We start from the raw sequence: 13328 nt of genomic DNA on the forward strand, positions 1-13328 counted from the left end.
CCCGAGCTTTACATAGGGGGCTGAAACGAGCCGGTGCCACAAAAATGGCTGCGTGTAGCATGACGGCTGTGATCGGACCGATAGCTGACCGAGATCGCCGCACCCTGTCCGACATCATTGCCGAGCAGATTTACGCGGCGGTGCAGGCAGGCACTCTCGCGCCCGGCGAGCAGCTGCCTATCGAGACGGAACTCGCCCGCCAACTGGGGGTAGGCAGAACCTCGCTGCGCGAGGCGATCCAGAAGCTGCGCGCAATGGGCGTGATCGAGGTGCGCAAGGGCCTGGGTACCTTCATCGTCGACAGCAGTCGCATCGACCCCGTCCACTCCTTCGCGCAATGGGCAGCGGAGAACAAGTTCGAAGTGACTGAGCTCATCGAGACGCGTCTCGCCGTCGAGACCACCGCGGCTGGCCTCGCCTGCGAACGGGCGACGGAGACAGATCTTGCCCGACTGCGTGAGGCGAACAATTCCCACCGAAACGCGGTCGGGGTCGATGACCTTGTGAAGTACGACGAAGAGTTCCATGGCGCGCTCGTCAGCGCCTCGCACAACTCCCTACTCACGCGCATGTACTCGATGCTCGTCCCGAGCCTGCGTGAGTTTCGCCGGCTGTCGCTCGCGATCCCCGCGTCGGCCTCTCGCTCCAGTAAGTCGCACGAGGAGATCATCGACGCGATCGAGGCGCGCGACCCCATTCGCAGCCGAAACGAGACCGTGAAGCATCTCTGGACTCTCTACGGCGCCGTTGCGGGTGCACTCGCCGAATCCCCCGCCGCGTCACACCCGACCAAGACCGCGGACCGCCGCGTCTGGCTCCCGCGGTGACTGCTCCAAGACCATACTTTGAGGGCGATACCCCCATTTGGCTCACGGGGCGTTATCGGGGGCCGGCGTCTCGATTAGCACGTGGAGGCAGAGTGCAGAGGGATCGTTGCGGGCTTGTAAGCAAACTCCCCGTGAGAGCGGGAATGGCGCTGGCAGACTAGCTTCATGGTGACGCTGCTGCTCGACTCCTCCCAGCTGGAGGTGACGTTGTCGGGGTCGGAACGTCTGCTTGCATTCCGTCGGCAGAATGTAGACATTCCGCGCAGCACGATCGCTAAGGTGCAGCTCACCGACGACGTCTGGACGTGGCTCCGTGGGGTACCGAGCCCCGGGACGCATGTGCGCGGAGTCATCGCGATGGGCACCCGGAAGTCGGCGAGCAGCGAGGACTTCGTCGTCGTGCGAGGGCGACGTCCCGGCGTCGTGATCGACCTCGAGGGACACCCGGACTATCAGCGCATCGTTCTCACGACGCGCCACGGGCTAGCGCTCGTTCAGGCGTTGCGGCTCGAGGTCGATGGTCCCGCCGAAGACGTCGCCGACCTCGTCAGCTGACGTCGCGTCGCCAGTTCAGCGCATAGCCGAGCACCAGCAGAACCGCGGCATAGGCAAGAAGGACGGCGCCGCCCGCCCACCATTCGAGTCCGCTCGTGCTGGTTCCCGCGCCCGCCATCTGGAAGATGCTCGCCCCGACCAGGGCGTCGCTCGCGGCGCCCGGGAGGTAGTTGGTGACGGTGTCGAGTCCTGACACGAACGCCCCCGCCGCGCGGGCGATGGGCTCAAGGAACTGAGTGAACACGAGCACACCGACGACGGCAGCCACCTGGTTTCGCACGAGTGAGCCGACGCCGATCCCGACGACCACCCAGATCGTGAGTGCCAGAACGACTCGGGCGATGAGCGCCCAGGTCGAGCCCACGCCGAGGTCGGTCTCGACCCCGAACGCTGCGAGGAGGCCAGCGGCCGGCCCGACGGAAGACAGCGCGCCGACGACTCCGAAGCCCACGCCAACAACGATGCCTGCCACGATCTTCGCCCAGAGCACCGTGCCCCGGCGCGGTGTCGCAAGGAACGTTGCCGTCAGGGTCTTGTGCCGGAACTCCGAGGTGACCATGAGGGTTCCGAGGATGAGGGGGATGACGTATCCGACGCTTGCGGCCAGCGAATACAGCACCGGTGCGACTCCCTCGGTCGGAACCGGTGCCCCCTCGCCCGGGAGCATCCCGCTGCCGACGGCCCCGATCGCGAACGCGAGCGCGGCCGCGGTGAAGGCGATGTAGAGAACGAGTACGAGCCCCAGCACCCACCACAGGGATGTCGAGAAGAACTTCGTGAACTCCGACCGGGTGACAGTGGCGACGGTCATCGGTTCGCCCCTTCCTCGTCGGCTCTCGCTTCAGGCTGCATGTCAGGCTCCACCGGTTCCCGCGAATCTGCGGGTTCGCCCATCCCGTCAGCCGATGAGGTGATGGCGGTGTCAGGGTCAGTCACGGTCTCGGCCGCAGGCTCCTCGCCAGCGTCCGCGGGTGTCGGCCGACGTCGGTCGTCCGTCAGCAGCAGCGGGGGCCTTATCCCGTTGACGTACTCGAGGAAGATCTCCTCGAGGGCGGGCCCCCGGTCGGTCAGTGCCGACAGGGCGACGCCTGCAGACGCTGCGATCGCCCCGACACTCGCAGCGTCGAGGCCCTGCACCTGGATGCCGGTGCGCAGGTGCTCGAGCGGAACCGCGGAACCCTCCAGTGCCGCGACAAGGGCACCGCGGTCGGGTGCGTCGACGAGCGTGACCGGAACCTCCTGATAGGCGAGGTCGGCAAGCGACCCCTCGAACACGAGTCGGCCGCCGGAGATGATGAGCGCGGCATCCACCGTCTGCTGCACCTCGGCGAGCAGGTGAGACGACACCAGGATGGTCCGCCCCTCTGCCGCCAGAGTCCGCAGAAAAGACCGCATCCACCGGATGCCTTCGGGGTCGAGGCCGTTGGTGGGCTCGTCGAGCACGAGCACGCCCGGGTCGCCGAGCAGCGCGAACGCTACCCCGAGCCGTTGGCGCATTCCGAGCGAATACCCGCCGACCTTGCGCCCCGCAGCGTGCGTGAGCCCGACAAGTTCGAGCACCTCATCAACGCGCGAGCGCGCGATGCCGGCAGCCTGTGCGTAGACGGCCAGGTGCGCTGCGCCCGTGCGGCCGGGGTGGAAGCCGGTGGCTTCGAGGACCGCGCCGACAGTGTGCAGCGGATGGGCGAGCTCGTCGTAGCGGCGCCCGCCGATGGTCGCCGAGCCCGAGGTCGGGCGGATCAGGCCCAGCAGCATCCGCAGCGTCGTGGTCTTGCCTGCCCCGTTGGGCCCGAGAAACGCCGTGATGCGTCCGGGCTGGATGCTGCACGTGAGATCGGCGACCGCCGAGATCGTCCCGAAGCGCTTGGTGAGCCCCGCGAACTCCAGAACCTGTCCGTCGGGCATGAAGAGCCCCTCCCTGGGTGTGGATTGCGCACCAGTCTGGCCGACGGAGCGCTCCCGGATGCGGCACCACGCCCGGGGCCGGTCGAAGAGCCCCCCTCGCGGCGGCCCATCGCTACCGTGGAACCGTGGAGACGACGGCACCGACGGTTGGGATCGAGCAGCGTGGTGAGATCGGCATCCTGACCCTGCAACGCCCACGCGCGCTCAACGCCCTCGACCTCAAGATGATCGAGGCTCTCGCTGCGGGTCTTGATCAGTGGGAGAAGGACGACAGTATTCGGGCCGTGGTGCTGCGCGGCGCCGGCGATCGTGGGTTCTGCGCCGGGGGTGATGTGCGCGGACTGTACGAGACGCTCATCGGTGACCGCCCCGAACAGGTCGATGCCTTCTTCCGCGCCGAGTACGCCCTCAATGCCCGGATCGCAGAGTATCGGCATCCGATCGTCGCGTTCGCCGACGGGATCACGATGGGTGGCGGCATTGGCCTTGCCGGCCACGCATCCCACCGCCTGGTCACCGAAAGGTCGATGCTCGCGATGCCCGAGACACGGATCGGCTTCACGCCGGATGTCGGCGGGTCCTGGCTGCTCGGCCGTGCCCCCGGGCGAGTCGGCGAGTACCTGGCGCTGACGGGCAACACCGTCGGGCCCGCCGATGCCATCGAGGCGGGTCTGGCCGATCACCACGTGCCAAGCGGCAGGCTCGAAGCTCTGCTGTCTGACCTGGTGTCCGGAGCCGATCTCGACGGTGCGATTCAGGCGGTCGCGACAGAACCGGCTCCCGGAACCGCGACCCGGCAGCGGGAGTGGATCGACGTCGCGTTCGCCCAGCCCACCGTCGCCGAGATCGTCTCGGCACTGCAGGGGCGGCTCGAGGATGCCGCGCGCGAGACTGCCGTGCATCTGGAGTCGCTTCCGCCGACCGCGCTCGCGGTGACCCTCGAGGCGGTCAGACGCGCGCGGAAGCTTCCCAACCTGCGGGCTGCTCTCGCCCAGGAGTATGGGCTTGTTCTCTGGTTCGGGACGACACAGCCGGATCTGGTGGAGGGAATCCGCGCACAACTCGTCGACAAAGACCGCTCACCCCGCTGGAATCCTGCCCCCGGCGCGGAACTTCCCGCAGACCTTCTCGATCAGGCCTTCTCGTTCCCGCCGCCGACGCCGCTGTGGAGCTGAGGCGGCTCAGAGAGAGGCATCCTGGCTGTCAGTCGATGAGCCCGAACAGGTGCAGCGGGTGGGTCAGACGCCACCACGGGGACGGTTGCTCGATCTCGGCCGAGACGGCAGCTTCGACGGTGGTCGAGTTCACGGGGCCTGTGAGGGTGAACGTCCCCGCGGGAGATCCGGCTTCCCACTCGTCGATGACGAGGGCGGATGACGAACTCGACGCCGCACCGTTCCACAGGATGACGGCGGCGTCCGCGGTGGTGCGGATCTCCGGGGTCGATCCCCACGCGGTCTGCACGGTCCCGACTACCGTTCCTGCGGGGATGACGTAGGGGGTCGTGAGTTCAGCCTCGAGCTGGGCCAGCAACGCCCGGGCCGCACTGTCGCGCAGCTCGTCGCTGGGTTGGGCGAGGACGGTGGCATACGCGCGGACCGTGTGGTCGCCAACGGTGATGTTCTTCGCGGTGGCCAGGTCGTCGACCTCGCGGCCGTTCACGAAGAGGGACCCCGTCTTGATACCGACGACGCCGGGATCTGCGAGCAGATCGTTCGTGTTCGTGACGACCCCGGCGCCGGGAAGATCGACCGACGGGGTCGCCACGATCTCGGCGATCACGGGGTTCTCGAGCGCCTTGCGACCGAGCGCGATGACGCCCGCAGGCGTGCCGACGTTATCGGAGTCGATGCCGGTCGGTTCGACGACCGTGATGCCGCTGATGCCGTGTGTGCGCAGCCAGTCGGCAGCGGCGCTCTCGAAGACCTCGTCCGTGGGCCAGAACTGGTCGGCCAGTCTGGACGCGTAGTTGTTCGCGGAGCCGATCAGCACTCCCTGCAGCATCTGGTACTCGCTGAGAGAGCCGCCCACGGGAACGTCCAGGGCCGACTCGCCGCGCCCGCGATAGTTCCAGTAGGTCGACCGATCACGGGAGTTGAAGGCGTACTCCGGGCCGGTCTCACCGGGCGCGAGGGGCTGTCGGTCGAGCACCATGAGTGCGGTCACGAGCTTTGTGATGCTCGCCAGCGGTGCGTCATCCGTCGTTGAGACCAGGGTTGCGTCGGCGACCGTCGACTCGAACCCGTCTACGGCAACCGCAGCCGATCCGTCTGCCGGCCACGCCGGGGCGGCGGCGGATGCCGTGAGAGGTGCCACATCGACGGGCTGCGCAGTCGGCATGACAGCGGTCAGCGGCCAGAGCAGCGTGACCGCGGCGTATGCCGCGATGACGGCGAGAACGACAAGGGTCGGGCCCATGACGGTTCCGCGCAGCAGTGACCGACGCGGCATCCCGTCGAGGAGATCGCCGGTGTCCGAGCGTTCCGGTGCCGGCCGTGACACGGGGGCTCCCGTGGGCCGGGCCCACTGCAGGGCAGCGGTGTCGGCGCGCTCAACGGCGGCGCCCGCGGCCGCACTCGACGCCGGGTCGGCGTCGGTCGGATCGGGGGCGGTCGGCGCCTCCGTGTCAGTCATCCCGCCCAGATTATCCGTACCTGACGCGTATACTCGGCACCACGAACCACGGGAGTCCGGTGTGCCGGGCTGAGAGGAAGCGAATCCACGCTTCGACCGTCGAACCTGATCTGGGTCATGCCAGCGCAGGAAGGAGAACAATGTCTGTTTCGTCGTCCACCCCCACCACCGTCACGAACCGGTTCCGGTGGCGGATCGTCGATATCGTCGTCGCCAGTGTCATCGGTGTCGCATCCGGTCTGATCTTCCTGGCCTGGAACGTCGGGTACGTCGGGCCGAGCACGCTGCTAGAGCCGCTACTGCCGGGTCTGCAGGGCCTGCTCGACGGACCCTGGTTGTTCGCCGGAGTCCTGGGTGCTCTCGTCATCCGCAAGCCGGGTGCCGCGATCTACACCGAGGTGCTCGCTGCCGTCGTCTCGGCGCTGGTCGGCAACCAGTGGGGCGGGTTCCTGACGCTCGAGGCCGGCTTCGTGCAGGGGCTCGGCGCCGAGATCATCTTCCTGATCTTCGCCTACCGCGTGTGGACGCTGCCGGTCGCCATTCTCGCCGGGGCAGGTGCGGCGCTGGCCGGTGGCATCAACAATCTGATCCTCTGGTACGCGGGGGCCGACGTGACCTTCACGATCGTCTACCTCATCAGCACCGTCATCTCCGGCGCCGTGATCGCCGGCCTGCTTTCGTGGCTGCTGGTGCGCGCGCTCGCCGCCACCGGCGCCCTGGATGCCTTCCCTGCCGGGCGCGAGGTCCGGCAGCGCGTCTGACGTGACCGCACAGTCTGCCCTGACCCCTGCCGCTCCGCCCCATCCCGTCGCCGTCGGCATCGAGGGGTGGGGCTGGCGGCATGGCAGCCGGCGAGCGTGGGCCCTGCGTGAGGTCGACCTGCGGATCGAGCCGGGGGAACGTGTTCTGCTGCTCGGGGCGTCGGGGTCTGGCAAGTCGACGCTCGTCCGGGCGATCGCCGGGGTGCTCGGCGCGGACGAGGGAGAGAGCGAAGGCTCGATTCGCCTCGGCGGCGCCATCCCGAGCGCGGCGCGTGGCAGAGCCGGCCTCGTGTTACAGGACCCCGACTCGCAGGTCGTTCTCGCGCGCGTGGGCGACGAAGTGGCGTTCGGCTGCGAGAACCTCGGCGTCCCCCGCGAGCAGATCTGGCATCGCGTGCGCGAGGCCCTCGAGCTGGTGGGACTTGACGTTCCGCTCGATCGCTCTACGAGCGCCCTCTCCGGAGGGCAGAAGCAGCGCCTGGCGCTCGCCGCTGTCGTAGCGATGCGGCCAGGCCTCATCATCCTGGACGAACCCACCGCCAATCTCGACCCTGACGGCGTTATGCAGGTGCGGGATGCCGTCGCCCGCGTCGTCGAGCAGACGGGAGCAACCCTCGTTGTCGTCGAGCACCGGGTAGCGGCCTGGGAGCCCGTGGTCGATCGTGTCATCGTGCTGGCGGATGGGGGCGTGGTCGCGGACGGCGCCCCCGAGGCAGTGCTGCGTGATCGGGGTGAAGAGCTCGCAGACTCCGGCGTGTGGGTTCCGGGCCACAGGGCGACGTGGCCGCCCCGGGCTACCCGCCCTCGGGGCTCCGTTCTCGTGTCGACGGATGACCTCGTCGTTGCGCGCGTGCCGGGGCGTCCGATCGCCGAGATCTCACACCTGGAGGTGACCGAAGGTGCTGCGACGGCGATCACGGGACCCAACGGTGCCGGCAAGTCCACGCTCGGTCTCACCCTTGCGGGGCTGATCCCGCCCGCCTCGGGGATGGTCGTGCCGTCTTCGGCGCTCGCGGACGGTCAGCGGGGACATCCTCACCAGTGGCCCTCGCGTGCGCTGCTCACGCGGCTCGGCATGGTGTTCCAAGACCCCGAGCATCAGTTGCTCGCCCGCACGGTTCGCGGCGAGCTCGAGGTCGGACCGCGTGCGCTGGGACTCGCCGAGTCGGAGATCGCGGCGCGTGTCGAAGAGTTGCTGCACCGGCTGCGGCTTGACCGCCTCGCCGAGGCGAATCCCTACACGCTCTCGGGTGGTGAAAAGCGTCGACTCACGGTGGCTGCAGCCCTCGCGACTCGGCCCCGTGTGCTCGTTCTCGATGAACCCACGTTCGGACAGGATGCCCGCACCTGGGCCGAGCTCGTTGCGCTCCTTGCGCGGGTGCGTGAGGAGGGCTCGGCGGTCGTGACGATCACGCACGATCTCGAGGTCGCCGATGCGCTGGATGCCGACCGCTTTGTTCTGGGTGGGTCGTCGTGATCGACATTCAGACCGCCGCGCCCTCGCGGGTGGCGCGACTGAACCCGGTGGCGAAGCTTCTCGCGATCGTGGTGCTGACGGTTCCGCTTGTGCTGACCCTGGATGCGGTGTCGGCGGGGATGGCGCTGGCGATCGAGCTCGCCCTGTTCCCCTTCGCTGGTCTCGGCTGGCGGCAGTTCTGGCGGCGCACGTGGATCGTCTGGCTGCTCGCGCCGTTGACCGGCGTGACGATAGCCCTGTACGGCCAAGCGAGCGGCCACATCTACGCAGAGTGGTTTGTGGTGCGCGTCAGTGAGGGATCGCTCACCTTGGCGTTGGCCACGATGCTTCGGGTGCTCGCGATAGCGCTGCCGTCGGTTGTTCTCTTTGCCACCGTTGATCCGACCGACCTTGCCGATGGGCTGGCGCAGGTCCTGCGACTACCGGCCCGCTTCGTGCTCGGTGGACTCGCGGGGCTGAGGATGGTCGGGCTCTTCGTCGACGACTGGCGTGCGCTGGAGCTCGCGCGCCGGTCGCGCGGCGTCGCCGACCGTGGCCGCATCCGTCGCTTCCTCGGGATGGCCTTTGCCCTGCTCGTACTCTCCATCCGCCGGGGCACGAAGCTCGCTGTGGCGATGGAGGCCCGCGGCTTCGGGGCACCCGGTCCGCGGACGTGGGCGCGAGAGTCCCGGTTCGGGATGGCCGAGTGGCTGCTGGTACTGCTCGGTGCGACAATCGCCGCAGTCGCCGTGACCGCCGCCGTCCTGGCCGGCTCCTGGAACTTCATCCTCGGCCCGTCCTGAACCGGTTCCGGCTGTGGCTAACTCCTGAAGAACAGGCTGAGAGGCCCGCGACTTGGCCGATACGGGACATCGCGTCGGCGTCGTTGAGGAGTTGGAGACAGGGGAGGCCGAGCGACATATCGGTCGGAGCTACGATCGGGTTGGCCCACGGCGGTGTCGCTAACTCCTCAAACCTGGCGTGCTGAGCCGTCTCTTCGGCAACTCGGTGCGGTGGTGGTGACGTATGTGAGGAGTTAGCTACACGCGGTCGCGGCGCTCACCTCGGGGGTAGCCTGGGGCGCGACATCGAAGGAGAGTCGGATGAAGGTCAGTGGTGCTGCAGCTCTCGTCACCGGCGGGGCGAGCGGTCTGGGGTTGGCGACCGCGGAGCGGCTCGCCGCTGGTGGCGCGCGGGTGACGATTGTCGATCTGCCCGGCTCGCCCGGTGCGGACGTCGCCGCGTGGCTGGGTGGCACCTTCGCTGCGGCCGACGTCACGGATGCCGAAGCCGTGCGTGCCGCGGTAGCGATCGCTGCGGCATCCGGTCCGCTGCGGGTCGTGGTCAACTGCGCCGGAATCGCTCCCCCGGCCAAGGTGCTCGACCGTGACGGGGAGCCGTCGTCGATCGCCGCGTTCGAGCGGATCGTGCGCATCAACCTGATCGGTACGTACACCGTTGTCGCGCACGCTGCTGCAGCGATGGCGAGGACGGACCCGGATGCCGAGTCCGGCGACCGCGGTGTGATCATCAACACCGCCAGTGTCGCTGCCTTCGACGGGCAGATCGGGCAACCGGGGTATGCCGCCAGCAAGGGTGGTGTCCACGCGATGACGCTGCCGATCGCGCGAGAATTCGCCCGTCACGCCATCCGTGTCGCAACGATCGCTCCCGGAATCATGGAGACACCGATGCTCGCGGGCCTCCCGCAGGCGGCGCAGGATTCACTCGGTCAGCAGGTGCCCTATCCGGCCCGACTGGGCCGGCCACAGGAATACGCGGCGCTCGTCATGAGCATCGTCGAGAACGGCTACCTCAATGGTGAGACGATCCGACTCGACGGTGCGATCCGGATGGCGCCCCGCTAGCGGACGCCCCGGGCGCCGGGCTCAGCGGTGCCGTTCGCGGCGCCGCGAGTAGGCGGCGGCGCTGCGGCTGGAGAGCGCGAGCAGGATCAACACATCGAGACCGACCGTGAGCAGCGACGTTCGCAGGGTGATCTCCTGCTCCCGCAGGAACCAGGTCGTGAACGCCGTTGAGATCGAGACGACCGAGAAGATCATGACGATCAACCGAGCCCAGTTTCGTCCCCACCACAGCGAGAGCAGCACGCTCACCTGAACCGCCAGGCTCACGCCCATGATGGCGATCACGATCCAGAGGGCGAACTGTTCCTCCTCGGCCGTGAGTGCGTCGCCCCCGACCGCAAGGTCGGCGCTACCCATGACGTCCGGCCACTCCAACCACAGGCCGACGATCAGAAGGATGCCGGCGAGCACCCGCAGCAGCAACAGCAGCGTTCCGGTCGTGATTGTGGCGGGTCGCCGCATGCTCGGGTCGCGGTGGAGCGGGGCGAACAGCGTCGTCGGGGGCTCGAACGCGGCGCGTTTGCGTGGCAGGTTCTGCGAAGAGGTCGTCGCCGCAGCAGCTACCGTCGGGACTTCTCGTGACCCGGATGCCGGCGGCGGGGCATCCGTCGTGTCGGCGGCAGCTGCGACGCCGGCGGCCCCGGCTACGGCCAGGGGGCGCAGATCCAGGATCGGCAGATCGCCGTCGGTGCGGATCGAGTCACCGCCGCCGTTGCGAGCGTGATAGCTCGTCGAGAAGTCCTCGATGGTTTCGAGGCGGATGGTGGGATCTGCGGCAAGGAGCGAACCGACGATGTGGTCGCGTTCGACATCCGTGTCGGCGTCGATACGGTGCGTGACCTGCAGCGTGAACAGCGACAAGCCGACCGAACTGTCGAAGGTTCCCGCTGCGAGCCACTCCACCCGGCGGCCGCCCGGCAGCGGCCAATCGTCGGGGCAGCGCCAGAACCGGACGTGGTGGCGCTGCGCCGGGTTGCCGTCGACCTCCTGCTGGTAGGCGAAATCCTGCATCCGGCCGAAAAGGAAGAGTGGGCTGACGGGCGCGCGGTGGTAACTGCGCCGGGTGAGTGTCGCGGTCACGATCCGAAGGGATGAGCGCAGCGTGACGGGATCGGCGAGTGTCCAGCCCGCCCGCTCCATCGCCTCGTGCAGGGCAGCCTCCTCGCCCATGAAGGCAAGGTTGACGGGATCGCCGAGCAAGCCGTCACTGGTGCGGGTGCGTCCGATGAAATAGCCGGGTACGTAGATCGTCGTCAGAATGCGGTGGATGCGCGGCAGGACCAGGTAGGCAAGCAGCGCCCAGAAGGCGATCGCGACGAGGATCCCCCACCACCCGACACGGAATGATTCGGTGAGGCTCAGATACGCGAGCCAGAGCGCCGAGATCCCGGCGAACACGAAGAAGAACCAGTCGAGCGCGACTCCGATGGAGTAGCTGCGCCGCCGTTCTGCGTTCACGCCGCCACCCTACCGCCGCGGGCCCCGATGGATGCCGCCGTGGTTGGCTACCCGATGAAACGCAGTGTCACGAGATGTGGTACCCGGGCTCGCGGTCGAGGGGGGCGAGAGTAGAGTGACGGGAGGTTTCGAAGGGGAACGCCGTTTGGCCGCACCCTCACTGCTGAAGGAGGCCGAGATGAGCGATTCCATCCTGGTCGAGGTCGCCGACGGCCTCGCCCACGTCACGCTGAACCGCCCCGCACGCCTGAATGCCGTCGACTTCGAGATGGGCCGTCGATGGCGAGATGTGGCTGTCGAGCTCACGGGGGATCCCACCGTGACGGCGATTCTGCTGGATGCCGCAGGCCCCGCGTTTTGCGCGGGCGGCGATGTCGTCGCGATGGCGGAGGCGGATCCCGGCGACGGAAGCGCCGGCGAGGCGGTGACCGCTATGGCGCGGATCATTCACGAGGGGATCCTCACCCTGGTGTGCTCGTCCACTCCCATCGTGGCTGCAGTTCAGGGAGCCGTCGCCGGCGGTGGTCTCGGGCTCATGCTCTGCGCCGACTACATCGTCGCCTCCGACGCTGCGCGTTTTGTGAGCAAGTACGCCAACATCGGACTCACCCCCGACCTCGGCGTCTCGACCCTGCTGCCCGCGGCGATCGGCCAGCGCCGCGCACTGACCCTGCTGCTGCAGGACCGCTCCCTCACCTCCGACGAAGCCCTCGAGTGGGGCCTGGTGAACGAGGTGGTTCCGGCTGACCAGGTTGCTGCGCGCGCACGGGAGGTCGCCGATTTCTGGCAGTCGGGTGCTGTCGCGGCCTTCGGCGAGGCGAAGCGACTCGTGCGCTCGGGCGCGGGCCGCGCGTTGGCACAGAACCTCGAAGACGAGGCGCAAACCATCGGGGAACGGTTCGGCACCCACGACGCCCGGACGCGAATCGCCGCGTTCGCTGCGGCATCCCGAACCCCGAGGAACGACACCGCCACCACATCCGCCACCCGAAAGGACCACGCGTGACCGAAAAGAAGCTTGCCGGAAAGACCGTTCTGCTCTCCGGTGGCAGCCGCGGGATCGGGCTCGCCATCGCACTGCGGTGCGCAGCCGACGGCGCGAACATCGCCATCCTGGCGAAGACCGACACGCCGCATCCGAAGCTCGAGGGCACCGTTCACACCGCGGCCGAGGCGATCGAAGCTGCCGGTGGTCGCGCGCTTCCGATCGTCGGCGATGTCCGCAACGATGACGACGTCACGGCGGCGGTGCTCAAGACCCAGGGTGAGTTCGGTGGGATCGACGTCGTGGTCAACAACGCGAGCGTCATTGATCTCTCCGGCTCGCTCGACCTTTCCGCCAAGAAGTATGACCTCATGCAGGGTGTGAATGTGCGGGGCACGTTCATGCTCTCGCGCGCCGCGGTGCCGATCCTGCGCGAGTCCGAGAACCCCCACATCCTGTCGCTGTCGCCGCCCCTGAACCTCTCGCCGCGGTGGCTGGGTGGACACACGGGATACACGTTGGCGAAGTACGGGATGACGATGGCGACCCTCGGCATCGGCGCCGAGTTCGCGAAAGACGGCATCGCGGCGAACACGCTCTGGCCGCGCACCACGATCGCGACAGCAGCCGTGCAGTTCGCCCTCGGCGGTGACCAGATGATGAAGGTCAGTCGCACGCCCGAGATCTACGCGGATGCCGCGTACGAGGTGATCACGAAGCCCTCGCGGGACTACACCGGTCAGACGCTGATCGTCGAGGATGTGCTGGAGGCTGCGGGTGTCACAGACTTCGCGCGCTACGCTGCCGTGCCGGGCACCCCGGATGATCAGCTCTTCCCTGACATCTTCCTCGACTGAGTGCGGGGTTTCGGCGACGGCG

At 68.2% G+C, this 13328-nt stretch carries 13 protein-coding genes and 1 riboswitch; of the genes, 9 read left to right on the forward strand and 4 right to left on the reverse strand.

All coding sequences use genetic code 11. From position 1 onward, the window contains the following. The first annotated feature begins 68 nt into the window (after positions 1-68). Together BGO47_RS00930 and BGO47_RS00935 are read left to right on the forward strand one after the other, a co-directional pair. Complete coding sequence (locus tag BGO47_RS00930) at positions 69-827, forward strand: FadR/GntR family transcriptional regulator (protein WP_292707440.1); 759 nt, start codon at positions 69-71, stop codon at positions 825-827. 165 nt (positions 828-992) lie between these two features. After that, positions 993-1382, forward strand: coding sequence for a hypothetical protein (locus tag BGO47_RS00935; RefSeq protein WP_292707446.1), 390 nt, complete (start codon positions 993-995; stop codon positions 1380-1382). On the opposite strand, the gene BGO47_RS00940 is transcribed toward BGO47_RS00935, so the two are convergent. Both BGO47_RS00940 and BGO47_RS00945 read right to left on the reverse strand, forming a co-directional pair. Beyond that, positions 1375-2193, reverse strand: coding sequence for an ABC transporter permease subunit (locus BGO47_RS00940; protein ID WP_292707449.1), 819 nt, complete (start codon positions 2191-2193; stop codon positions 1375-1377). The two genes, BGO47_RS00935 and BGO47_RS00940, sit on opposite strands and share 8 nt — an antisense overlap. Then, the gene (locus BGO47_RS00945; RefSeq protein WP_292707452.1) at positions 2190-3287 is read right to left on the reverse strand and encodes an ABC transporter ATP-binding protein; all 1098 of its coding nucleotides are present in this window, start codon (positions 3285-3287) and stop codon (positions 2190-2192) included. The genes BGO47_RS00940 and BGO47_RS00945 overlap by 4 nt, the downstream gene beginning before the upstream one ends. Before the next feature lie 125 nt (positions 3288-3412). Here BGO47_RS00945 and BGO47_RS00950 point away from each other — a divergent pair, with 125 nt between their 5' ends. After that, a complete protein-coding gene (locus BGO47_RS00950; protein ID WP_292707455.1) occupies positions 3413-4462 on the forward strand; it encodes an enoyl-CoA hydratase/isomerase family protein in 1050 nt (349 codons plus the stop codon). Between the two features lie 28 nt (positions 4463-4490). Here BGO47_RS00950 and BGO47_RS00955 read toward each other — a convergent pair whose 3' ends face one another. Beyond that, positions 4491-5921 (reverse strand): D-alanyl-D-alanine carboxypeptidase, encoded by a 1431-nt coding sequence (locus BGO47_RS00955; protein ID WP_292707457.1) that lies wholly within the window; start codon positions 5919-5921, stop codon positions 4491-4493. A gap of 38 nt (positions 5922-5959) precedes the next feature. After that, positions 5960-6070, forward strand: a riboswitch (TPP riboswitch). Here BGO47_RS00955 and BGO47_RS00960 point away from each other — a divergent pair. The 4 genes from BGO47_RS00960 to BGO47_RS00975 all read left to right on the forward strand — a co-directional run bounded on the left by BGO47_RS00960 (position 6062) and on the right by BGO47_RS00975 (position 10006). Then, positions 6062-6682: an ECF transporter S component gene (locus BGO47_RS00960; protein ID WP_292707459.1), complete on the forward strand. Its 621-nt coding sequence runs from the start codon at positions 6062-6064 to the stop codon at positions 6680-6682. Its footprint overlaps the riboswitch before it by 9 nt. A 1-nt stretch (position 6683) precedes the next feature. Then, a complete protein-coding gene (locus BGO47_RS00965; protein WP_292707460.1) occupies positions 6684-8159 on the forward strand; it encodes an ATP-binding cassette domain-containing protein in 1476 nt (491 codons plus the stop codon). Beyond that, positions 8156-8941: an energy-coupling factor transporter transmembrane component T gene (locus BGO47_RS00970; RefSeq protein WP_292707463.1), complete on the forward strand. Its 786-nt coding sequence runs from the start codon at positions 8156-8158 to the stop codon at positions 8939-8941. Before BGO47_RS00965 ends, BGO47_RS00970 begins: the two co-directional genes overlap by 4 nt. Positions 8942-9241: 300 nt before the next feature. Then, positions 9242-10006, forward strand: coding sequence for an SDR family NAD(P)-dependent oxidoreductase (locus tag BGO47_RS00975; protein WP_292707466.1), 765 nt, complete (start codon positions 9242-9244; stop codon positions 10004-10006). A 21-nt stretch (positions 10007-10027) separates the two neighbouring features. On the opposite strand, the gene BGO47_RS00980 is transcribed toward BGO47_RS00975, so the two are convergent. Continuing rightward, the gene (locus tag BGO47_RS00980) at positions 10028-11464 is read right to left on the reverse strand and encodes an LssY C-terminal domain-containing protein (protein ID WP_292707468.1); all 1437 of its coding nucleotides are present in this window, start codon (positions 11462-11464) and stop codon (positions 10028-10030) included. A gap of 178 nt (positions 11465-11642) precedes the next feature. On the opposite strand from BGO47_RS00980, the gene BGO47_RS00985 reads away from it, so the two are divergent. Next, positions 11643-12470, forward strand: coding sequence for an enoyl-CoA hydratase-related protein (locus BGO47_RS00985; RefSeq protein ID WP_292707471.1), 828 nt, complete (start codon positions 11643-11645; stop codon positions 12468-12470). Continuing rightward, a complete protein-coding gene (locus BGO47_RS00990; RefSeq protein WP_292707474.1) occupies positions 12467-13306 on the forward strand; it encodes an NAD(P)-dependent oxidoreductase in 840 nt (279 codons plus the stop codon). The genes BGO47_RS00985 and BGO47_RS00990 overlap by 4 nt, the downstream gene beginning before the upstream one ends. Positions 13307-13328 lie beyond the last annotated feature (22 nt).

It is taken from the genome of Microbacterium sp. 67-17 (genome assembly GCF_001898325.1).
GTDB lineage: Bacteria > Actinomycetota > Actinomycetes > Actinomycetales > Microbacteriaceae > Microbacterium > Microbacterium schleiferi.